The following is a 22,385-nucleotide window of genomic DNA, read 5'->3' as shown; positions in this document are numbered from 1 at the left end:
CGTTCCGGGCCGGTGACCAACGCGCTGGCGTCGAGGTCGAAGTCGGCACCACTGGTGCTGCGTGCATCCCAGCCGAGACCGACTGCGACCTTGGTCAGATTGGGTGCGGCCTTCGACAGAGATACGTTGCCGCCCTTGGCAAGTGTGACGCCCATTCAGGTTCCTCTCGTTCGAACGAAGTGGATTTCTTCGTTCGGGAGTTCTGTGTTGTCCGTTCGCGACTCACATTACCGTGAGCGGGTAGGTGCGGTTCGACCGAATAGGCACCTCACTCGAACAGCGCGCGAAGATCCTCGGCGTCGAGTCCGGTGCCCAGTGTGCCTTCGGCGTCCATGACATTCGAGAACAATGCCGACTTCTTGGCTTTGAGCGCCATGACCTTCTCTTCGATGGTGTCTTTGGCAATGAGGCGGTAGACCATGACGTTTCGTGTCTGCCCGATGCGGTGAGTACGGTCGACCGCTTGTGCCTCGGCGGCCGGGTTCCACCAGGGGTCGAGAATGAAGCAGTAGTCGGCCTCGGTGAGATTGAGGCCGAAGCCACCAGCCTTGAGGCTGATCAGGAAGACGGGGACTGCACCAGACTTGAACTCCTCCAACACTTCACCGCGATTGCGCGTCGAACCGTCGAGATAGCTGTACGGAATTCTTTCCTCGTCGAGTCGGTTGCGGACAGAACCGAGGAACCCGGTGAATTGGCTGAAGATCAACGCACGGTGTCCGCCGGCAATGACGTCGTCCAATTGCTCGACGAGAGCGTCGACCTTGGCCGATGGGACGGGTCCGCTTTCCTCGTCGACCAGCGAGACGTCGAGACTGAGTTGGCGTAGCAGCGTCAGCGATTGCAGGATCGTGAACCGATTCTTGTCGACGTCGTCGAGCAGTCCGAGAATCTTCTGCCGTTCGCGTTGCAGGTGGGTGTCGTAGATCGCGCGATGGCTCGGATGCAACTCGATCTCGAGTACCTGCTCCTGCTTGGGCGGCAAGTCCGCAGCCACCTGTTCCTTGGTGCGCCGCACCATCAGCGGTTTGACGCGTCGTCGCAGTTGCGCCAATCGTTCTGCATCACCGTCTTTTTCGATGGGAGTGCGGTAGAAATCGGTGAAGGTGGTGGGGCTGGGAAACAGTCCTGGTGCAGTGATCGCGAGCAGCGACCACAACTCCAGAAGATTGTTCTCCATGGGTGTTCCGGTGATCGCGAGTTTGAACGGTGCGTTCACCGCCCTCGCACACTGGTGGACCTTGGACTTGTGGTTCTTGGCGAATTGGGCTTCGTCGAGTACCAGTCCGGACCAGCGGCCCGCGGAATATGCATCGGTGTCGAGGCGGAAGAGGGCGTACGACGTCACGACGATGTCCGCCCCGTCGACGAGTGCGGCCAGATCGGTTTTTCTGCGGCGCAGCGTGTCCGTGATGACAGCGGTGTGGAGGGTCGGTGCGAACTTCGCCACTTCGGACTTCCAGTTGGAGACCACGCTGGTGGGTGCGACGATCAGAAAGGGAGGCGCGGCTGGATTCGACTGCCTTGCAGCGCAGATCATTGCGAGGGTCTGCAGTGTCTTGCCCAGGCCCATGTCGTCGGCGAGTATGCCGCCCAGGCTGTGCTGGCGCAGGAAATTGAGCCAACGGAATCCGTCGACCTGATAGGGACGTAGCGTTGCCGTCAACGTGTCCGGGACTTCGACGGGATCGATGCCCGAACTGCCGAGCAATCCTGCGATCTGCTTCTTCCAAGCTGCTGCTTGATGTTCGACCCTTCCGAGCGCCGTCAATTCTTCCCACAGTCCGGCCTGAAATTTGCTGATCCCGAGTTTGCCGGTAGGCCGATCGAGTAGCGACCGCGCTTCGGTGATGAGACGGTGCAGGCCGAGTAGTTCAGGTGCGTCGAGCCGAAAGAAGGCGCCGTCCGGTAGCAGTATGTGAGTCTCGCCCTTGCTCAGAGCAGAGAACAGTGTTGTGAACGGAACGCTTTGTCCCGCAACATCGACGGTGACATCGAGGTCGAACCAGTCGGATCCGCTGTCCCCGTCGGGGGCTGATGTGCTGAGGCCGATCACGACAGCGTCGTCTGCAGGCCGGTAGTCGGCGGGGGTTCCTGCAACCGTGAGGTCGATGGCGTCGTGCGCTTCGAGTTGGGGCAGGAGGTCGAGTGTGAACTGCATGGAATCGAGGCCGGTCAAAGTTCCCGCGAGAGTGGCCTTCGCCGCGGCCGCGCCGAGGCTGTTGGTGATGGCATCTTCGGCAGCGTGATTGCGGACCTCGGATTCGTCGGTGGTTGCATCGGCGGTAGAAATGATCAGTTCGTCGGCATCGACGGTGTACTTCCATGCCGACTCGATGTCGATGCGGTGGTCGCCTTCGTAAGTGGCCATCAGTTGTAGCCGAGGACCGGACACAGTCGGTGGGTTGTAAGCACCGTCGGAAGATAGGACGGGAGCGAGGCTTCCGAGTTTGAACACGAACCGCGAAGTGAACGCATCTCGATGCTCGGCGGGTATGTCGACTGACTTTCCGGAGTCGATCAACTGCCTCAATTGGTGGGTGACCGGCGTGTGCAGCGGTGCGAGCGTGATCGCGTTGGCGGCGTCGAGCGCGAAGACACCATGTGCCGGCGTACCGACCAGTCCCCAGTCGGAATGGGTGATGATGTGCCCATCGGTCTGAATTCGGGGAGTGAGACGGAGGTTGTCGTCTTCTGCTCCGTGGACGTCGAGGCAGATGTTGGCGTCGTCGAGTAGGGAGATGTTGCCGAGGCCGGCCTTCGAGTGAACGAGTGAAACGCCGACGCTGATCGCCTCATCAAGAAGCGACCAGAGTTGCGTGCTCGGAAACCCGGCAAGATCGATTTCCGCTGCATTCTGATTTCGGTAATGGTTGCCGGCGCTGTGGAGGAGATGAATGTCGCGTAGAACCCGGATGTGGTCGGCAGGGAACTGAAAAGTGCTTCCGAGTTTGTTCCAGGCGAGTCCGCCGGAGATCCACCCTCTCGCTCCTGGTTGTACTGGTTTGACGAGGAGCCGTGTCGATGCGCCTTTGGTTCGCGCGATGAATTGAATGCCGAGTCCGGGAGTTGTGCGGCCGTCGGGGTCTGGTCGGAGCAACTCCTCGAGCGCGCGGTCCCATCCGAGTTGTCGTGGCGTCGTGTTCGCCTCGGCCACCGCTGCGAGTACCAACGCGGCCACGTGTTTGCAGTTCATCCGCACGGGACACGTGCAGATGCCACGCGTGAATGTGGCAGCACCGGCCGCGCTGTGACTTATCGAGATTGTGCAGGCGTACGGCTCCCGCGCGGTCCCCGCCACGGCGCCGGTCAAGGTGTCAGGGGTGTCGTTCCATGCGATGGATTCGACTGCATTCTGCCGCAGGTAGGTAAGTCCGCGTTCGTAGGTGGTTATGCCCACGACAGCGCGAATTCGGTCGAGGTCGAGGGCCCTGACTGAATCCGGTTGCACGGGGCCAGCCTAGTGGCGGCGTCCGACAGATCTTGTCGTGGTCGTTTGTCCAAGAAAGTCCGAACTGCACGGTATGTTCACGGAAACATCTTTGACTGGTTTGGGAGTTTCATGAGGACTGAGCGGCGTGCGTGGATTCGATCTGCGCGCACAGGTGCGGTGTGTTTGGCCGTCTGTGCACTTTCTTTGCAATTGGGCGGACTGTCGACGGCAGCGCCGAGTTCCGGAAGCTCGGGAAGCTCGGGAAGTCTGGGCAGCGTCGAGGGAAGCGTGAGCTCGGGGTCGACGATCCCGGGACCACTTCAGGAGGATCCGGGCCCCAAACCGGACCTGCGCGACGACATCGTCGTCCCGGCCATCGTCGGCGAGAAGGTGACCGCACCACAGGCGATCAGGCTGACGGTGGCGTCGCCTGCACTTCGACGCGAGGTCGGCGTCGAGATTTTGCTACCCGCTGACAATTCGGTTCCGCGCCCAGCGCTGTACATGCTCGAGGGTGTCGACGCCGGAGAGAAAAGCAGCGGATGGATGACGATCGGCGGCGCCCCGGCGTTCTTCGCCGACAAGAACGTCAACGTCGTGATGCTCAATGGCGGAATCGCGAGCCTGTACTCGGACTGGGAGAATCCGGATCCGCGGCTGGGACTGCACAAGTGGGAAACCTTCATCACCGAGGAGTTGCCACCGCTGATCGACGCGCGACTCGAGACCAACGGAATCAACGCGATTGCCGGCAATTCCATGGGCGCGATGGGTGCAATGATGCTCGCCCAACGCTTTCCGGACATGTACCGCGGCGTTGCCGTATTCAGCGGCTGCTATTCCACGATGGATCCGCTCGGCCGAACTGCCGTCCAGGCCACGATATCTTCTCGAAGCGGAGATCCGGCCAACATCTGGGGTGTGCCAGGGGGACCGGAGTGGGAGGCACACGATTCGTTGATCAACGCAGAGAAGTTGCGTGGCAAGGAAATCTACGTGTCGACGGCCAATGGTCGTCCCGGATCCGACGAGACTCTGCAGACTCCGGAACTACTCGAGCGTCTGGTGATCGGCGGCGGCATCGAGGTTGCCGCCCACGCCTGCACCAAGATGTTCGACGCTCGGTTGCAGGAGCTGAAGATTCCGGCGCAGGTGGATTACGAGCCGAACGGCACACATGCGTGGGCATATTGGCGTGAACGACTACCCAAGGCGTGGCCGACTTTGTCCCGGGCGTTGGGCGTCTGACGGTTCGGCAACAGTTTGTGCAGTTCCGGGTGAAAAGCAGCGTCCCCGCACCCTATTGCTCAGGTGCGGGGACGCTGCTGTTGTCAGCGAGGGTTACGCGTCGACAAGTTCCTCGGCGAAGGGATCACCGTTGCGGGGAGCGTCGAAGCGCTCCTTGTCGAGGATGCCCTCACGCTTTGCGACGATGACCGGAACCAGAGCCTGGCCGGTGACGTTGACTGCGGTACGGCCCATGTCGACGATCGGTTCGACTGCGAGGAGCAGTCCGACACCGGCCAGGGGAAGACCCAGGGTGGAGAGTGTGAGTGTGAGCATGACTGTCGCACCCGTAGTTCCGGCCGTTGCTGCCGAGCCGATGACCGAAACGACGACGATCAGCAGGTAATCGGTGAAGGTCAGCGGAACGTCGTAGAAGCCGGCGACGAAGATTGCCGCGATCGCGGGATAGATTGCAGCGCAACCGTCCATCTTCGTGGTGGCACCGAGCGGAACGGCGAACGAGGCGTACTCACGCGGAACACCGAGGTTGCGTTCGGTGACGCGTTCGGTCAGCGGCAGAGTGCCGATCGACGAGCGCGAGACGAAGCCGAGTTGAGTGGCAGGCCAGACACCGGAGAAGAAGCTTCGGACCGAGAGGCCGTGCGCGGCAATCAGGATGGGGTAGACCACGAAGAAGACGATGGCCAGACCGATGTAGATGGCGGCGGTGAATACGCCCAGCGAGCCGATTGCATCCCAGCCGTAGGTGGCGACAGCGTTGGCGATCAGTGCGGCCGTACCGATCGGGGCAAGGCGAATGATCCACCACAGGACCTTCTGGACGATCGCGAGCAGTGACGCGTTGAACTCGAGGAACGGAGCAGCCTTGGGGCCGATCTTCAGCGCCGCGATACCGATTGCGCCGGCGATGACGAGCAGCTGCAGGACGTTGAAGCTCAGGGATGTGGTTGCTACTCCCTCTGCGACGGAAGTCTTTGCGCCCAGCCCCAGGAAGTTGTTCGGAACCAGTCCGGTGATGAACGCCCACCACGAGCCGGAGCTCTTGGGTTCCTTCGCTGCTTCGGCGGCGACGTCGGTCCGTGAACCGGGATCGGTGATCAGGCCGACGATGATGCCGATGATCACAGCAATGAAAGCGGTGATCGCGAACCAGAGCAAGGTCTGCACGGCCAGGCGAGCTGCATTGGCGACCTGGCGCAGGTTGGCGATGGAGCTGACAATGGCGGTAAACACCAGCGGGATCACCGCAACGGTGAGCAGCTTGACGTAACTCGAACCGATGGTCTGTACGGTGCCGACCAACCAGTTGACGTTGCCGTCGGCCGCATCAGGCATTGCCCGGGCGACGAGACCGATGATGACGCCGAGTACGAGACCGGCGACGATCTGCGGTCCGAATGCCGTCGCCCAGGACGGAAAACGGGACGTGGACTTTTCCGGCACGCCGGTGGAGGTGGAGCTGGGCATGACTATGCCTTTCGAAAATCAAGGGAGCGAAACGCAGCGCGGCACCAGAGGCCGGGCAGATTCGAAGAAATGTTTCCTGGTACGCGTCAGGTCAGAGCGAGCGCGTACACATTGCGCTCGCCTGCAGGCGAAGGTCGACGTAACGCCGACTGGTCAGGAACAACACTGTCCACACACTACTCGCAGCTTCAACTACTCGATCCCGAGGGTCGCCGCGGGAGTTCGCTTCGTGTTCGTCGGGCGTGCCCCGATCAGTCACTGTTGGTCGGTTGACTAGTCTCGACGATCAGTAGGTGCCGCACCGGCGCCTACGCGTCGGCAAGCGGAAGCGAGAGACCGATGAGCGTTCGGAATGCCGAGTACCCGCGTCCGAAGCATTTCCTGGTGCACCTCAGTGACACGCATCTGGTGGCTCAGGGGGAGTTGTACGACGCCGTGGATGCGTCGACGAGATTGCGGGAAGTGCTCAGCGGGATCGTGGCCTCGGGCGCACGCCCGGATGCACTGATATTCACCGGCGACCTGACCGACCAGGGACACCCCGACGCATACGCGGAACTGAAAGCCATCGTGGAACCCGTGGCGGCCGAGATCGATGCGCAGGTCGTCTGGGCGATGGGCAACCACGACGACCGCCCTACGTTCAGATCTCTGCTGTTGGGCGAGGACGCCACCGATGATCCCGTCGACAACGTCTACGACCTTGACGGACTGCGGGTGATCACCCTGGATTCGTCGGTTCCCGGGCATCACTACGGTGAGATCACGGATGGCCAATTGGATTGGCTACGCGCAGAATTGGCGGTGCCGGCGCCCGACGGAACAATTCTGGCGCTGCATCATCCGCCGGTTCCGTGCATTCAGGATCTCGCGGTTCTGGTGGAGTTGCGCGATCAGTCCCGGTTGGCGGACGTCTTGCGTGGCAGCGACGTCCGGGCGATTCTTGCTGGGCATCTGCACTATTCGACGACGGCGACGTTCGCCGGCATTCCGGTTTCCGTGGCGTCGTCGACGTGTTACACCCAGGACTTGAATGTGGAAGTCGGTGGTCAGCGTGGTCGTGACGGGGCTCAGGGGTGCAATCTGGTGCACGTGTACGACGAGACAATTGTTCATTCGGTCGTTCCACTCGGCGCGCACGTGACGGTCGGTGAGCCCGTCGACGCGGCCGAGGGTGCCCGGAGGCTCAGTGCTGCCGGCATTCGAATCCTCGAGAGCGAAAAGGCGGCACGCTCGATCATCTGAGGTGGCAGGCGGTTTCCGACACCCACGCGCAGTTCCGGGTGATTGCCGGGCGGTCGCGTACTCACTACCGTCGAGGTAGGTGCAGAGCTCCAGCAACAAGGACCGGCTAGCTGGACGGCAACCCTTCATGCCGATGGGGTGCCCCGGAATCACACCTGGCGATACGCGCGGTGCGTGTCGCAAGCGGCAGTCGCCACGAGAACCGTCAGTCGGGTGCTGACGGTTTCTGCGGTCGGCACTGTGCGCTCCCGAGTAGTTCTCGAACAGGAGTATGCGCCGATGACCTCCACCCCCTCTTCTCATCTTGCTCCGTTGCATCTCGCCGTAGCGCTGGACGGTGCCGGTTGGCACCCAGCGGCCTGGCGAGAGCCGCACTCGCGCCCCAGTGAGCTGTTCAGCGCGTCGTACTGGACTGACGTGGTGACGACCGCCGAGCGCGGTCTGCTCGATTTCGTCACCATCGAGGACAGTCTCTCGGTTCCTGCGGACCCACTCGCGCCCGTCGACGACGCGGTTGACCGGGTGCGCGCTCGGCTCGACGCACATCTCGTGGCCGCCCGACTGGCACCGATCACGAGCAATGTCGGCTTGATCCCTACCATCACCACCATTCACACCGAGCCGTTCCACGTGTCCAAAGCCGTTGCCACGCTGGACTACACCTCGCGCGGTCGCGCCGGATGGCAGGTGAAGGTGTCGGCGTCGGAATCCGAGGCAGCACAGTTCGGGCGCCGCGACATCCCAGCGCTCACCGATGCCGACCGTCAGTCGATCGTTTCAGGCGTCCTCCCGGACTTCGTGCACGCGCTGTTCGACGAAGCTGCGGAGGCAGCCGACGTCGTCCGGAGACTCTGGGACAGTTGGGAGGACGACGCCGAGATCCGTGATGTGGAGCAGCGCCGATTCATCGACCGGGACAAGCTGCACTACATCGACTTCGAGGGAAAGTACCTCTCGGTCCGTGGACCGTCGGTGACTCCGCGCCCGCCGCAGGGGCATCCCGTCGTCACCGCATTGGCTCATCAGCGGGTCGCGTACGAGCTGGCGGCGCGGACGGCCGATCTGGTGTTCGTGACGCCGTTCGACGACGAGCAGGTCACGGCAATCCTGGGTGAAGTGCGAGCAGCCGAAGAACACGTGCAGCGCACCGGCGAACCGCTTCGGGTCTTCACCGACATCGTCGTATTCTTCGATGCTCCGGAAGAAACCGGAAAGGAACGGCTCGCTCGCCTCGACGCGCAGGCCGGCGCCGAATACCGTTCGGACGCGCTGACCTTCACCGGCACCGCGGCTGAGTTGGCAGATCTTCTGCTCCGGTGGCAGCAGTTGGGAATCGACGGCTTCCGGTTGCGGCCGGGCGTCGTCGTGGACGACCTCGACGCGATCGCAGGTGAGCTGGTACCTGAATTGCAGCGACGCAGCGTATTCCGCACCGAGTATCCGCAGACGAATCTTCGCGGACTGCTTGGCCTACCCATCGACGTTCCCAACCGCTACGCCGCCGGTACTCCGGCCGCCTGACAGACGAGGAATACATTTTCATGAGTTCTCAGAAGCGTAAGCAGGTCATCCTGGGTGCCTACCTCGGCGGCGTCAACCATCACACTGCATGGTGGGATCCGCAGGCGGGCAGCCAGATCGAGTTCGATTCCTTCGAACACACCGCTCGAACCGCCGAGCGTGGGAAGTTCGACTTCTTCTTCCTCGCCGAAGGCCTTGCTCTTCGTGAGCGGGCAGGACAGATTTTCGATCAGGACATCATCGGTAGGCCGGACACCTTCACCGTGCTCGCATCGTTGGCAGCAGTGACCGAACACCTCGGTTTGGCAGGCACCATCAACGCCACGTTCAACGAGCCTTACGAGCTGGCAAGACAATTCGCGACGCTCGATCAGTTGTCCGGAGGACGTGCCGCCTGGAACGTCGTCACCTCGTTCGACGCATTCACCGGCCAGAACTTTCGTCGCGGCGGATACCTGGATCGTGCGCAACGATACGAGCGTGCGGAGGAGACCGTAGCGCTGGTGCGTCAACTCTGGGATTCGTGGCGCAATGACGACATCGTGGCCGACAAGGCATCAGGGCGCTTTCTCGCGCGACCGGATGCCGGTGAATTTGCTTTCCATGGATCACATTTCGACGTGAACGGCCGATTCACGGTGCCGCGCAGTCCGCAAGGGCGCCCGGTTATTCTGCAGGCCGGGGTGTCGCCGCAGGGGCGCGATTTTGCTGCCGGCAATGCCGACGCGATCTTCTCACCGTACGGTCAGTTGCCCGAGGCGGCCGATTTCTATCGCGATATCAAAGCACGTGCCGTTGCGGCCGGACGTGACCCGGGTGACATCAAGATCCTGCCGTCGGCGAGTTTTGTTCTCGGCACCTCGGAGGCAGATGCGATCGAGAAATACCGAGAGATTCGCGACCAGCAGGTCACCGGCCAGACCGCTTTGGTTCTGCTCGAACAGATCTGGAATCTCGATCTGTCGAAGTACGACCCGGAAGGGCCCCTACCCGATATCGCACCAGACCCCGAGGCTCCGCCGATCATCCAGGGGCGCGCCTTCATTCACCAGGATCGTTTCGCGACCGTGGCAAAATTGCGCGCGGTCGCCGAGAGCAAGAAGTTGAATCTGCGCGAAGTGGTGATCGATCAGTTCGAGCGTGGACCGATCGTGGGTACACCGCAGCAGGTTGCCGAGAAAATAGATTCGTTTGTCAGCAACGACGGTTCGGACGGATTCATCCTCGGGTCGCACCTCGTGCCGACCGGCCTCGACGAGTTCGTCGACGACGTGGTGCCGCTGTTGCAGGATCGAGGTGTCCTCCGCAGTGACTACGAAGGAACGACGTTGCGTGACAATCTCGGACTGCCCATTCCGGTGCAACGGGAGCATGTGACAGCACGCTGATCGACCGAAGTAGCAAGGGCCCAGCCGAAATCGGCTGGGCCCTTGTTTCGTCTAGGCTTCCCAGGGCGCCGGGATGGGGTAGTAGCTCTCCAGGAACTCCGTGATCTTGCGTGTGCGAAGTTCCAGATCGATCTCCGGAGCGCTGCCGTCGTTGAGGCAGAAGAAGTCCATGGAGCGCTTGGCGAGCAGTGAGTCCATGTCGCGCAAACCGGCCTTGACCGTCGTGTCGACGTATTTGACGGCGGCGGACTTCTGCACCACCGACCGTCCACTCATGAGCGTGTAGTAGTGGTACAGCGAATTGGTCACCGAGATATTGGAACTCGCGCGGAAGGTGCTTGCTGCAGTGGCCGCGAAGTCTTCGGCGAACTCGCGTTCCATCTCGGCCATCACGCTCTTGCGTAGTGGCGTCGCTGCGTGCTCCAGATGTCTGGTGGTCATCAGACCGAAGCGGTCCTGCAGCAGACGGCGGTTGACGCGGGCCGCATTCTCGAACCCGCTGCGGTCGTTGTCGTTGTGTCCCAATCCGATTCTGGTGTCGGCCTCGATGAACATGCTGATCCCGCCGGGGGAGAAGAACATGTCAGGGCCGACGGGGCGACCGAAGAACATGTCGTCGTTGGAGTAGAGGAAATGCTCCGCCAGACCCGGAATATGGTGCAGCTGGCACTCGACAGCTTGAGAATTATGGGTGGGCAACACACTTGGATCGGCGAAGAACTTTTCGCTGGGCATGAACGTGACTCGCGGATCGTCCGCAAGCCAGTCCGGACGATCGGAATCGGTTGCGACGAAGATGCGCCGGATCCACGGCGCGTACATGTGGATGGACCGTAGCGCGTACTTGAGCTCGTCGATCTGACGGAAACGCGCCTCTGATTCGTCCCCCTCGCCGACGATGTAGTTCTGCATCCGCTTGGCGCGCTGAGCCTGAAACTCTTTGGAAGAGCCGTCGACCCAGGAAAAGACAAGATCGATATCGAAGCTGATATCGGAGGCATGATCGGCGAACATGTTCTCGATGGTCGGCCAGATCCGGCCGAATCGCTCGACGGTTCCTCGGACCGCTTCTTCGGGGAGGACGGTTCGTCGTGTCAGTGAGTTCTCGACGGGTAGGACGATTTCTTCGTCGGAAATCGACCACAATTCGATTTGAACGCCGATGTTCGCGCCGTAGTTCATACCGCTTGCGACGTGAACCCTCGGACGGAACAAGCGGAAGATCCGTGACTTGTTGGTTTTCGACAGGGCACCGTCCGCGACAAGGAGCGCTGGGCTCTTCTTCGCGTCGACGGTTTTGGAATAGAAGGGTGCGTTTGCGCATCCCTCGACAAGTGCCTGCCGCAGGTTTTTGCGCTCGGTCCAGCTCACCGCGATCACGGGGCGCTCGTCGTTTCCACGGACGAGTAGATACTCGATTCCTGCGGCGTCGAGGATGTCGCGGATGAAGAGGAGATCTTCGACCATCGCTTCGAGCGGCGTGGTGGTCGTGATCGCGAGGGCAAAACGATTCTTGAATCGGACGGTCTCGGGTAGCTCGCCCATCCGTGCGCGTGACGCGGCCGACGCCGGCTCCACAGGATTGGGGCTGTCCTGCTCCGGGGGTACGAAGTAGATGTCGTGCGGAGCGGGAGATTCTGTAATGGGATGCCTTCCGATTCTGATCCAGCTGTGTATCTGTCGCCCCGACGCTGCGAGAGCGTGGTGGCGACGAGCTCAGTCTATGCCGTCGGCGCCGAAAGTCGGACATGAGTGACGGCGATGGGTAGGGCGGGCCGAGTCGGGTACCCCGAGGACCGAAGCGAGAGTGAAGGAGGAGAACCGATGCGTGTGAAAGCGATGGTCGGAACAGGCGCGATGGCGGTTGCGCTGGCCGCCGGCCCAGTTGCGACAGCGTCTGCGGAGCGAACCGAGGCAGCGGGGTCGGAGGGTTCACCAGAGATGCTGACCTGCGAGGTGGTCTTCGATGCACTCGAAGACATGAGCCCGGAATGGACGGAAGAGGGGATCGATCAGGTCGAAGACTGGTGTGAGGCGATCACCGGCGAAGAAGACTGAAGGTCAGCCGCGCGAAATCACCCGTCGCGAGAGTCGCCACCGCCCATCTTCGAGTTCGAACTCGTCCGCGTAGCTCCCGACGCCGCTGAGCTTGGGGGTTGTGGTCGTGTCGACGTAGAACGTCCACACCGCATCCGCGCGGGCTGTAGTTTCCGAGGTCACGTCCACGGCGATCGCCGTGGTGACGTGGCGTGTGAATGTGCCCGGGCCTTGTATGCCGGCGGCTCGACGCTCGACTACTCCAGCAGCAATTTCTTGGCGGCCACGTCGTACCTGTGCGGGGACACCGCGATCGGGATTGGCCGGCATGTTCCATTCGGCCTCGCGGGTGAACTGCTCCACGTAATCCTCGACCGAGCCGGTATCGGCAAGATGCGCGATGCGAGCGAGCGTTGAACGAATCTGTTCGGCAGGGCCCTCGAGTTGCATGCTGTCCTCTGTAGACGTGGGTGCGGCAGATCGCACGCTACAGCTCATGACGACAACGACGACGGCCTCGTCCCAGTGAGCGGCAATATTCTCCGGCGAGGGAGCGGCGAACTTTGAGATCACCTCGAGTTCAACCGTATTCGAGCCCGCAGCGTAAATGATTGAGTGTTCACAGTAGGCAGCGCCATGACGACTGCCGCGCCCGTAGGCTTGACCGACTCACAGGAGATCGCCATGTCCGTCACCGAACTCGAACGTGTCACCCAGACCCCGGAGCAGATCTACGCTGCCGGCGGAATCACTGTCCACAAGGTCGGTGAGCTGATCGGCGCCCGCATCGACGGCGTACACCTCTCTGGGGATCTGTCCGAAGAGACCGCCTACGCGATCAACTATGCGCTGGCAGCGCACAAGGTTGTGTTCTTCCGTGGGCAGCATCATCTCGACGACACGTCGCAGTACGAATTCGCCGGAACCCTCGGCAGCCAGACCACCACGCATCCCACTCTCAAGTCCAAGGACAACAAGCTGTTGGTGCTCGACGGCGCTGCCAGCAGCTGGCACACCGACGTCACTTTCATCGATCGCATCCCGAAGTCATCGATCCTGCGCGCGACCACAATTCCCGAGTACGGCGGAGCCACCACGTGGGCGTCTACCACGGCTGCGTACAACCAACTGCCGCATTCGCTCAAGGTATTGGTCGAGAATCTGCGCGCTGTCCACACCAATGCATACGACTACGCCGAGATTATCGACAAGGTGAAGCAAGGCGACGCTCAGCGCGTGACGAACTACTCCGAATTCACCCGCGAAATCTACGAGACGGAGCATCCGGTGGTTCGGGTCCATCCTGCGACAGGGGAGAAGACTCTGCTTCTCGGTCACTTCGTCAAGGAGTTCGTCGGACTGAAGCCGTCGGAGTCGGTTGCTCTCTACCAGCTTCTGCAGGCACGAATCATCAAGTTGGAAAACACCGTTCGGTGGTCATGGGCTCCCGGTGATCTGGCGATCTGGGACAACCAGGCAACCCAGCACTACGGGATTTCCGATTACGGGACACAGGCGCGCAGCGTGCATCGCGTGACGTTGGCCGGTGACGTTCCCGTCGACGTCCACGGTGAGCAGAGCCGCATCATCAAGGGCGATGCATCCGAGTTCTCGATCATTGCAGACATCGACCGGCTTCCCGGCTTTGCCGCGAATTGATCAGTCGAGGTGCGGGTGATCCGGCGGGAACATCTGTCCCCATGAGTGACTGCACGCTCGGCACGTCCATTCCGGGGTGTCCGGTCCCACGACGCAGCCTGTTCCGGCGAGCCACGGTAGGTGATCGAACGGATGGACCGGCATCCCCGGGGAACACTGAGCGGTTCTGTGTGCACCGCAGTGTGGGCACGGTGGATTTTTCGCCAGCATGTAGTCGATGAAGTTGGTGTGCCCAGACGTGGCCATCCTTCCGGTGCACTTGCGGCACAGGACGGCGGGGTAGTCGTCACCAGGTTCAGCCTGCCTGAAGATCCGTGATGCGGAATGAAAGTGAAGGCGATCGCCGCTGTTGAACATTCGCAACGGCAGCGGTGAGCGGCAACCTGTGCAGTTTCCCCGCTCGTTCATCAACGTTCGGGCGTGGGCAGCTGTGGACGTCGGATCCAGCGTGTCGATGTCGCCGAAGTAGTGCGCATAGTGTGACTGGCCGGCCGTGAGAATCCGGTCGGCCAGTGCGTCGTCGACCGGCCCCGGGTCCGTGGGAAACGTGATGGACCATCGTTGTTCGAGTTCGGGAACGGTGGGCAAACCGTGGAGTTCGTACGGGCGTTCATCGACTTCAATCGGCGACGTGCCGTCGAACGGCGCAGCCACGGTCTCGATGCAGAGCAGCGTGCGAGGAGTGGTGTCGAGAACCGTGACCAGCAGGTCACCGATGACCATCTTTCCGTGCATGATCCAGGGATCGACACGGGCCCGGGGTTCGAGAAACGCGACCACGGCATCGATCCATGGCGTGCCGAGTGCGATGAATACGTGCTGACCGGAGCTCCGCGTGATCATCGAACGATTCTCGCAAGGGCTGCCGACAACGTCAGGCTTTGACCACCTTGCGCCCGAGCAGCGATGCAACCAGTCCGTCGACGAAGGTCGCCTGACGGCCGAGAGGATCGGAATCCGCTCCCGCAACGCTGCCGATCGAAATCGATCTCGTCAGGCCGGTCTCGCTGATGAATTCGGCGGCGAGGTGCGCTTCTCGGAATGTGAGGCCGCCCAGATGTGTCGTGTCGTCGACGCCGAGAACACGCCCGTCGATGATGTCCATGTCGAAGTGGACGTGGACGCCGTTCACACCCTGTCCCGCCGCGGCGAGAACGCGAGGCATCAAGGCCGCCATGCCATGGCGATCGATCTCGTCGATCGTCACCAGCAATACCCCGTACTCGTCGAGTGCGCGCTTGTGATCGACCGTGGCGTTCTTGACGCCCACCAAGACGGTGTTCTCCAAACTGGGGCCGTGCAGATCCGCCGCCGACGACAGCAGTTGTTCGATATCGCCGTGGGAGGCGAAAATGATTGCACCCAAATCGGTTCCGGGTTCGGTGGCAATCGGAATTCTGGTGTTCTGCCAGGCCTCGGTAGTGAGCCACAGCGGCAGCGTTGTGAGATCCGCGGCGGCGTTCTCGGCTTGAATGCAGTTGAAACCGATTCCGGACATGTCCTCGCGTAGACCGTGATCGAGGAGATGGCTTGCCAGCCCGGTAGTTTCGAGATCGATCAATTCGACGGTCGCATTGGCATCGATCGGTTCGGTGCCCAGGACGTAGCGCTTTTCGACGTAGGGCGATGTCATCGCCATCAAGAGCGCGCCGTAATCGATCGTGAAGTCGACGGTGCCACCCAGTCGGTATTCGTCACCTGTTTCTCCGGCGTCGACGAGGAGGTGATCGCTGCTGGCACTGATCACCTTCAATCGCGGATCGATCGGGGTCAAGCCTTCCGGCGAGATGTCCTCGCGGCCGATGGACAAGATCAGGCGTCGGCTCGGCTTGTCCTCGTTGTCGAAGACGGGGCGTCGGCCGAATGCGTCTTCCCCTGAGACTCCATACGGCCGCGACGGCTTGACCTTGGCCTCGATGATGTCCGCGGTGAGGGTGAAAGCATCACTGTTCAGCAGTTCGTACAGTCCGGGGGGAGTAGGTGATTCGGCCAGAACAATGCTGGCGCCCAAACGCAGATGGTTGATCCCCTCGGGCATCGTGCCCGTCTCGAGTAGTGGCAGCGAGAACGTATTGCCGCCGGAAACGATCGGCAGTTCGATCGAGAACCGCTTCGTGATTTCGTCGGCTAGGTAGACCAGATTCGACAGGTTGTCGACGGTCGGCTGGATGCCACCGACGCACGCGAGGTTCGCGCCGATTCCGATCAGTCTGATGCCCTCGATGGGAAGGATTTCAGCGACTACGTCCAACGCCTCCGCCGGCAGGATTCCTTCGCGGAGATCTCCGAGGTCGATCATCAGCACGATGTCGTGGACGACTCCTCGCGTTCGTGCTGCTCTGCCCAGAGCAACAATCGTCGTCAACTCCGAGTTGAGGCTGATGTCCGCGTAGCGGATCGTGTCGTCGATCTCGTTCAACGACGGTGCGCGGATCAGCATCAGGGGAACGGTGATGCCGTCGCGGCGGATGCGGGCCAGGTTGTCCAGGCGGGAGTCGGCGATCTGTGCGACGCCGCCGCGGACCATTGCTCGCGCCACCTTGGGGGAGCCACATGTAGATTTGCTGACGCCCGCCACCTCAATACCCTTGGCATTGGACGCTTCGACGAGGACGCGCGCATTCTGTTCGATACGACGCAGGTCGACGGTGATGGTCGGTCCGGTCATGATCTCCCTGTTTTCTCCGAAGGTGGTTCACGATCCGGGCATTCCAGACCGGACGGTTGGCGTGAGCTGGGCAACTTTGCTCCAACTGTTGTGTCGCAGGACACTTACGTGCAGTATGAGGATACAACAGTTTCCTACCAGGCACTCTAGAGGAGCGTCGATGGCTACTCTCGTCAAACACGTACTTCGGCGCAAGCCGGCTTTGCAGATAGACCAGGAGACCGGCGCAGATACCAACGGCGGTGAGCTGACCCGCAGTATCGGTTTGGCGCAGTTGTCCATGTTCGGCATCGGCGCCACGATCGGCACCGGTATTTTCTTCGTCCTCTCGCAGGCGGTCCCGGTTGCCGGTCCGGCAGTCATCATCTCCTTCGTTGTTGCCGGTGTCGTCGCGGGACTCACGGCGATTTGTTACGCGGAGTTGGCCGGAGCTGTCCCGGCGTCGGGCTCGTCGTATTCCTACGCTTACGCGACGCTCGGAGAGCTTCCGGCCATGGCCGTCGGCGCGTGTCTGCTTCTCGAGTACGGAGTCTCGGCCGCGGCGGTGTCCGTCGGATGGTCGCAGTACTTGAACCAGCTACTTGGCAACCTCTTCGGGTTCCAGATCCCCGACGCGCTGTCACAAGCGCCGGAGCAGGGCGGCATCATCAATCTGCCCGCAGTGATCCTGGTGTGCCTGTGCGGTGTTCTGCTCATTCGCGGCGCCAGTGAATCGGCCAAGGCCAACGCCATCATGGTCTCGATCAAACTCGCAATTCTGCTGCTCTTCATCGTGGTCGGCATCGCCGGATGGAACAGCAATCACTTCGCCGACTTCGCTCCGTTCGGATTCAGCGGCGTCATGTCCGCCGCCGGAATCATCTTCTTCTCGTACATCGGCCTCGACGCTGTGTCCACCGCCGGCGAAGAAGTGAAGAACCCTCGTCGCAATCTCCCTCTCGCGATCCTCATTGCGCTCGTGTCCGTCACCGCGATCTACATCGCCGTTGTCGCCGTCGCGATCGGTGCACAGGATTCCGCATCGTTCGAAGGTCAGGAAGCCGGACTGTCCGCCATCCTCGAACAGGTGACCGGATCTACCTGGCCGGGAACGCTTCTGGCCGCCGGTGCGGTGATCTCGATCTGCAGCGTCACGCTCGTGGTCATCTACGGTCAGACCCGCATCCTGTTCGCGATGTCACGCGACGGCATGATTCCGTCGATCTTCCACAAGGTGAACCCGCGGACTCTGACGCCGGTGCCCAACACCATCATCGTCTGCGTCGTCATCAGCATTCTGGCCGGTTTCATTCCGATCAACTTCCTCGCCGAAATGACCAGCATCGGAACCCTGGTGGCGTTCCTCGTGGTTTCGGTCGGGGTCATCATCCTGCGGCGCAGTGACCCCGACCTGCCGCGCAGCTTCAAAGTTCCCGGCTATCCGGTGACACCGATCCTCTCGATCCTGGGCTGCCTGTGGATCATCAAGGACCTCCGAACCGTCACGATCTACGTGTTCCTCGTCTGGGTGACCGTCGCGATCATCTGGTATTTCGCCTACGGTATGAAGCACTCGCGCCTCGGTGCGAAGAACCGCGCCGAACTGGGATCGGAGTCCGAGTCATGACGCTGCTCGCGGGATACGCACCCGACGGTGACAGCTCCGGAACCGTCCATCTGGCAACGCTGTTGGCGCGCTCGTCCGGTGAACCGTTGGTGATCTGCGCGGTGATTCCCTCGCCGCCACCGCCCGGAATGGCGCGTGTCGACGCCGAATACCACCAGCAGTTGCGAGCCGAAGCCGAAGCGGCACTGGCGAAAGCGCGGGCAGACATGCCCTCCGACGTCGACGTGACCTATGTCGTGCATGAGGCTCAGTCGACGTCGAGTGGCCTACTTGATCTCGTTCACGAGCACGAAGCCAAGATGATCGTCCTGGATTCGTCGACCGACGGGGTGTTCGGTCATGTGGCTCTCGGCAGTGTCACCTCACGCTTGCTGCACAGCTCCGACGTTCCGGTCGCGCTGGCGCCGAGGGGATTTCGAACCAAACCCGGTGAGGTGGTTCGCCGCGTCACCGCCGCCTACTCGGGCACACCCGATCAAGACGATCTGGTGCTCGCCGCCGCGACCGTGGCTGCGCGTGTCGATGCCGGACTCAGATTGGCGGCGTTTGCAGTTCGTGCGAACGCGCAGTACACGACAACGCTCGGGACCGAGGGGGATTCGCCGATCATCTCCGAGTGGGCCGAGGTGGTCGAGCGCGAGACCAACGCTGCCTTCGAGAGAGTGCGTGCACTGCCCGACATACCCGACGTCATGGAATCGGTTATCAGCCATGGTCGTAACTGGGCCGAGGCGCTCGAGGGCGTCGAGTGGGACCGAGGTGACGTTCTGACTGTCGGCTCGAGCAAGGCAGGTCCACTGGCGCGGGTGTTCCTCGGCAGTCGGGCGGCGAAGATCGTGCGGTACTCACCGGTTCCGGTGGTGGTGGTCCCGCGATCGGCGTCGACCCGAATAGTCGATCAGGCCGAAGCGGAATAGAGATCAGGGCCGACGAGCGGAGTGCTTGTCGGCCCTGATCTTTCAGATCGAGCGGGCGAAGAGCGCGGGCTCGGAGCCGGGGACCTGAGAGACCTGCTCTCGGGCAACCAGATGGCGAAGGTGAGCTGCGCCCTCGGACAACGCCATCGTCTTTCCCATCGGGGAGATCTCGGCCCACGGCTTGTACCACTTCATCTTTGCCGCGACGTCCCAGACCGTGAGCTTGTCGTCGGCGAACTCCTGCAGCAGGTGTTCGAGTCGTTCCTGGTGATGCTCGATCAGCTCGCCGGCGCGACCTCCGACGTCGTCGATCGGAATGCCGTGAGCGCCGAGACCGCGGGTGATGTTCATGTTCTGCACCCGTGCGAGCGAGTCGAGGAAATCGGCGAGGGCGTCACGCTCGTCGAGTGGGTACACGAAGTTGCCGACGTGTGGTGTCGTCTTCTGCAGGACGTGGTCGCCGGTGAACATGATGTCGGCGTCGTCGAGGTAGAAGCAGACGTGACCAGGCGTGTGGCCGGGGGTGTAGACAACGCGGAGGCCGCGGCCGGTGAGCGCGATGATCTCGTCGTCGGCGAGAAGGCGGTCGGGAGCGGACTCGGGGCCCACCGGAGACTCACCCGCGGCCGTCAATTTGAATGCATCACGGTCGGCTTTGGGGGCTCCGGCACGTTCCATGTTCTCGAGCTGGTAGGCCATCCATTCGTCGTCGCGTGCAGTCGACATCTGATCGAACAGGTAGTGGTCGTCCTCGTGCATGGCGATCCAGGCGCCGGATGCCTCGCGGACCCGTCCGCACAGTCCGGTGTGGTCCGGATGGAAGTGCGTGACCACGACGCCCTCGATGTCGGTCACCGAATGCCCGATCTCGGCGAGCCCCGCGTTGAGGCCCTGCCAGCCGTTGTCGTCACCCCAGCCAGCGTCGACCAAGATCAGTCCGCCGGGGGATTCCATGGCGTAGACGAGCGTGTGCCCGAGCGGGTTGTCCGTGATCGGGACAGGAATCTGGAATATGCCATCACCGATGGCCGCCGCACCGTTCATAACAAGTACCTCTTAACGATAAGGGAACGCACTCTTAGTACTTCATGTTTACCGTGCGCTCGTTTGGTTGGTGACACAGGTCCTGCCTGGCGGGAGTTCGGCATGTTTTCGGGCGACTTCGGATCGGGGAGAGTTTTATCGACCGAATGGCGCTATTGAGTCGAAAGTAGTTGCTGAATAGGCTTTTTCGTGATTTCATCGCGTCCGGGGCGTCCTCGGATGGTGGATCCGTCGACGAGCCGCGCACTAGCCTCCGAGGGACAGGCGCGCTGTGCGGTTATCGAGAAAGTCGGGTCATGCGTTTTCAGGTTCTGGACATCATTTTCAACCCACCCCATCCAGTGACCGGCGAGGAAGTTGCCCCGTCCGATCGGCTCAACCGCGTCGTCGAACTGGCGGTTCTCGCCGAAGAACTGGGTATCGATTCGTTCTCGGTGGGTGAGCGCCATGCCGGGCCGGTTCTTTCGTCGGCGCCAACCGTCGTTTTGGGGGCGATTGCGCAGGCCACGGACAGAATCCTGCTGTCGACAGGTGTCACGGTCCTTTCGCTACTCGACCCGATCCGAGTCGCCGAAGATTTCGGAACCATCGATCAACTCAGCCGGGGACGCCTCGAGATCGTGATCGGCAAGGGCAACGAGGTTCTTCAATACCCGCTCCTCGGTCTGGACATCGCCAAGCAGTACGAGTATCTCACCGAGAACTACGAACTCCTCAAACTGCTGATCAGCGAGGAAAACGTCAAGTGGGTGGGAACGCACCGGCCTTCGCTCGAGGACGCGACGACGCTACCGCGTCCTTTCGACGGCCCGTTCCGTATCTGGCACGGATCGGCTACCTCGTTCGAGGCCGTCGAACTCGCGGCGAAGTGGGGCGACCCCATCGTCACCGCCAACGCCTTCCAGCCTCGTGAGAACTACAAAGTGCTGATCGACCACTACCGCGAGCAGTACCTGGCGTACGGACATGACCCGGCCAAGGCGTATGTCGGTTCGGGTTCGGGCGGATTGTTCCTCGCCGACACGACCGAGCAGGCCATCGAAGAGTTCCGTCCGATCTACGAAGGCGCCGTTGCGCAGGCCGACAAACGCAAGCACGATCCCAAAGCGGTCGGAAAGTCGACAAGCTTCCGGACCATCGAGGAAGCCGTCGACCGTGGGCCGGCATTGGTCGGGTCTTCGGAGCGAGTCGCCGAGAAGATCCTCGATTATCACGAGAGCTACGGCCACGATTTCCAATCGGTGTCGGTCAATCACGTGCTCGACTTCGAGCAGCAGAAGGACACCCTGCGCCGATTTGCGGAAGAGGTTATCCCGCTGGTGAAGGCCGAACTGTCGACGACGCTGTGGACCTCGGCCGACAAAGATCGGGCGAAGGGTTTCACCGCCGTCGACTGAGCGGAGAAGTCTGACTGTCGGGTAAGCGGGTCCGGCGCTGCGACCTCATCACTGTCGACGAGGACTTGAACCTCCCTTACGCGCCCGCCGTCGAGAGCGATATGGAGATCGAAAGTCCCCTTCGCGCCGCACTCGGGAAGCCACCTCTGAGAGACCGATTGATCTTGCCGGACAAGGCGGAGCGTCCGGACGTTGTCTATCTGGACTGGCACCGCACGCAGATCTATGTCGCTTTGTGAACAACGCCAGCGAGCTCCGGAGCTGATCGAAGAGGGCCAGTCTATTTGACTTGGGTAATACCAAGATCGCCGTCGATGGCGTCAGTATTATCACCGCAGGCACAGTCACAGTCTCCGCCGCAAACGCCGGGATTGCAGTCGCCGGCGTAGCTATCGTCGTCCGCATCGCAGTCGAGGGACCCGCCGAAGGATTCAGCGAAATCGTCGTCGAGTTCGTGAGTGAAGTCGTGAACCTCATCGATCAGGTTGAGCAGATGCTGCGGAGCAAAGGGGTCCGCATCAAGCATCGTGGAGACCAGCAGGTGGTCGCCGCTGAAGGCGAAGCGCAGGCGCGGCCATTCCTGCGCGAGTTCGATCAGTCGCGTCGCAGCGTGCGAGGGATTGCCTAGGCCGGTAAGGACCGAGGACCAGACGTTGATTTGAGGGCCGCCGTCGGCGACGGTCACGTAGACGACAAATCCGTGAACCGGCACGACAATGTCGCCGTCGTCATCGGTGGCAGGCTCACTCCCCAGC

18 protein-coding genes and 1 riboswitch are annotated in these 22,385 nt (G+C 61.7%); of the genes, 9 read left to right on the top strand and 9 right to left on the bottom strand.

The window, feature by feature from the left end; genetic code table 11:
• Nucleotides 1-155 (bottom strand): TerD family protein (locus RWT78_RS18265; RefSeq protein ID WP_314677110.1); only part of this gene is annotated, 155 nt, incomplete at its 3' end.
• A 113-nt stretch (nucleotides 156-268) separates the two neighbouring features.
• The gene (locus tag RWT78_RS18260) at nucleotides 269-3,451 is read right to left on the bottom strand and encodes a DEAD/DEAH box helicase (protein ID WP_314677107.1); all 3,183 of its coding nucleotides are present in this window, start codon (nucleotides 3,449-3,451) and stop codon (nucleotides 269-271) included.
• Between the two features lie 111 nt (nucleotides 3,452-3,562).
• On the opposite strand from RWT78_RS18260, the gene RWT78_RS18255 reads away from it, so the two are divergent.
• Nucleotides 3,563-4,681, top strand: coding sequence for an alpha/beta hydrolase family protein (locus tag RWT78_RS18255; RefSeq protein WP_007729245.1), 1,119 nt, complete (start codon nucleotides 3,563-3,565; stop codon nucleotides 4,679-4,681).
• 93 nt (nucleotides 4,682-4,774) lie between these two features.
• Here the strand turns inward: RWT78_RS18255 and RWT78_RS18250 are convergent, their stop codons facing one another.
• The gene (locus tag RWT78_RS18250; RefSeq protein WP_003940669.1) at nucleotides 4,775-6,148 is read right to left on the bottom strand and encodes a dicarboxylate/amino acid:cation symporter; all 1,374 of its coding nucleotides are present in this window, start codon (nucleotides 6,146-6,148) and stop codon (nucleotides 4,775-4,777) included.
• 339 nt (nucleotides 6,149-6,487) lie between these two features.
• Between RWT78_RS18250 and RWT78_RS18245 the strand changes: the two genes are divergently transcribed.
• The 3 genes from RWT78_RS18245 to RWT78_RS18235 all read left to right on the top strand — a co-directional run bounded on the left by RWT78_RS18245 (nucleotide 6,488) and on the right by RWT78_RS18235 (nucleotide 10,302).
• Entirely contained in the window at nucleotides 6,488-7,393 is a 906-nt protein-coding gene (locus RWT78_RS18245) for a phosphodiesterase (protein WP_314677100.1), read from the top strand.
• Nucleotides 7,394-7,471: 78 nt separating this feature from the next.
• Nucleotides 7,472-7,585: riboswitch (SAM riboswitch) on the top strand.
• A complete protein-coding gene (locus RWT78_RS18240; RefSeq protein ID WP_314677098.1) occupies nucleotides 7,568-8,914 on the top strand; it encodes an LLM class flavin-dependent oxidoreductase in 1,347 nt (448 codons plus the stop codon). (Overlaps the previous riboswitch by 18 nt.)
• Nucleotides 8,915-8,934: 20 nt before the next feature.
• Entirely contained in the window at nucleotides 8,935-10,302 is a 1,368-nt protein-coding gene (locus tag RWT78_RS18235; RefSeq protein WP_058227731.1) for an NtaA/DmoA family FMN-dependent monooxygenase, read from the top strand.
• A gap of 51 nt (nucleotides 10,303-10,353) precedes the next feature.
• Here the strand turns inward: RWT78_RS18235 and RWT78_RS18230 are convergent, their stop codons facing one another.
• Nucleotides 10,354-11,847, bottom strand: coding sequence for a stealth family protein (locus tag RWT78_RS18230; RefSeq protein ID WP_020970156.1), 1,494 nt, complete (start codon nucleotides 11,845-11,847; stop codon nucleotides 10,354-10,356).
• Between the two features lie 279 nt (nucleotides 11,848-12,126).
• Between RWT78_RS18230 and RWT78_RS18225 the strand changes: the two genes are divergently transcribed.
• On the top strand, nucleotides 12,127-12,360 hold the full coding sequence (locus RWT78_RS18225) for a hypothetical protein (protein ID WP_007729258.1): 234 nt from the start codon (nucleotides 12,127-12,129) through the stop codon (nucleotides 12,358-12,360).
• Between the two features lie 3 nt (nucleotides 12,361-12,363).
• On the opposite strand, the gene RWT78_RS18220 is transcribed toward RWT78_RS18225, so the two are convergent.
• On the bottom strand, nucleotides 12,364-12,912 hold the full coding sequence (locus RWT78_RS18220; RefSeq protein WP_314677094.1) for a nuclear transport factor 2 family protein: 549 nt from the start codon (nucleotides 12,910-12,912) through the stop codon (nucleotides 12,364-12,366).
• 111 nt (nucleotides 12,913-13,023) lie between these two features.
• Between RWT78_RS18220 and RWT78_RS18215 the strand changes: the two genes are divergently transcribed.
• Nucleotides 13,024-13,998: a TauD/TfdA family dioxygenase gene (locus RWT78_RS18215; RefSeq protein ID WP_314677092.1), complete on the top strand. Its 975-nt coding sequence runs from the start codon at nucleotides 13,024-13,026 to the stop codon at nucleotides 13,996-13,998.
• Here RWT78_RS18215 and RWT78_RS18210 read toward each other — a convergent pair whose 3' ends face one another.
• Together RWT78_RS18210 and RWT78_RS18205 are read right to left on the bottom strand one after the other, a co-directional pair.
• Nucleotides 13,999-14,841 carry a hypothetical protein gene (locus tag RWT78_RS18210; protein ID WP_314677089.1) on the bottom strand — a complete coding sequence of 281 codons (843 nt, stop codon included), beginning with the start codon at nucleotides 14,839-14,841 and terminating at the stop codon, nucleotides 13,999-14,001. It lies immediately after the preceding gene.
• Between the two features lie 31 nt (nucleotides 14,842-14,872).
• Complete coding sequence (locus RWT78_RS18205) at nucleotides 14,873-16,666, bottom strand: alanine racemase (protein WP_261254496.1); 1,794 nt, start codon at nucleotides 16,664-16,666, stop codon at nucleotides 14,873-14,875.
• Nucleotides 16,667-16,826: 160 nt separating this feature from the next.
• Here RWT78_RS18205 and RWT78_RS18200 point away from each other — a divergent pair, with 160 nt between their 5' ends.
• Together RWT78_RS18200 and RWT78_RS18195 are read left to right on the top strand one after the other, a co-directional pair.
• The gene (locus RWT78_RS18200; protein ID WP_007729264.1) at nucleotides 16,827-18,272 is read left to right on the top strand and encodes an amino acid permease; all 1,446 of its coding nucleotides are present in this window, start codon (nucleotides 16,827-16,829) and stop codon (nucleotides 18,270-18,272) included.
• Nucleotides 18,269-19,189: a universal stress protein gene (locus RWT78_RS18195; RefSeq protein WP_314677084.1), complete on the top strand. Its 921-nt coding sequence runs from the start codon at nucleotides 18,269-18,271 to the stop codon at nucleotides 19,187-19,189. Before RWT78_RS18200 ends, RWT78_RS18195 begins: the two co-directional genes overlap by 4 nt.
• A 42-nt stretch (nucleotides 19,190-19,231) precedes the next feature.
• Here RWT78_RS18195 and RWT78_RS18190 read toward each other — a convergent pair whose 3' ends face one another.
• Nucleotides 19,232-20,233: an MBL fold metallo-hydrolase gene (locus RWT78_RS18190; RefSeq protein ID WP_314677082.1), complete on the bottom strand. Its 1,002-nt coding sequence runs from the start codon at nucleotides 20,231-20,233 to the stop codon at nucleotides 19,232-19,234.
• Between the two features lie 296 nt (nucleotides 20,234-20,529).
• Between RWT78_RS18190 and RWT78_RS18185 the strand changes: the two genes are divergently transcribed.
• Nucleotides 20,530-21,630 carry an LLM class flavin-dependent oxidoreductase gene (locus RWT78_RS18185; RefSeq protein WP_054825837.1) on the top strand — a complete coding sequence of 367 codons (1,101 nt, stop codon included), beginning with the start codon at nucleotides 20,530-20,532 and terminating at the stop codon, nucleotides 21,628-21,630.
• Nucleotides 21,631-21,910: 280 nt separating this feature from the next.
• Here the strand turns inward: RWT78_RS18185 and RWT78_RS18180 are convergent.
• Nucleotides 21,911-22,385, bottom strand: a 475-nt coding sequence (locus tag RWT78_RS18180; RefSeq protein WP_314677080.1) for a T3SS (YopN, CesT) and YbjN peptide-binding chaperone 1, incomplete at its 5' end; no start/stop codon positions are given.

Source organism: uncultured Rhodococcus sp. (genome assembly GCF_963525155.1).
GTDB classification, from domain to species: Bacteria; Actinomycetota; Actinomycetes; order Mycobacteriales; family Mycobacteriaceae; genus Rhodococcus_F; species Rhodococcus_F qingshengii.
Note: the sequence above shows the minus strand (reverse complement) of the source record. Positions and strands in the feature narration are given on the sequence as shown.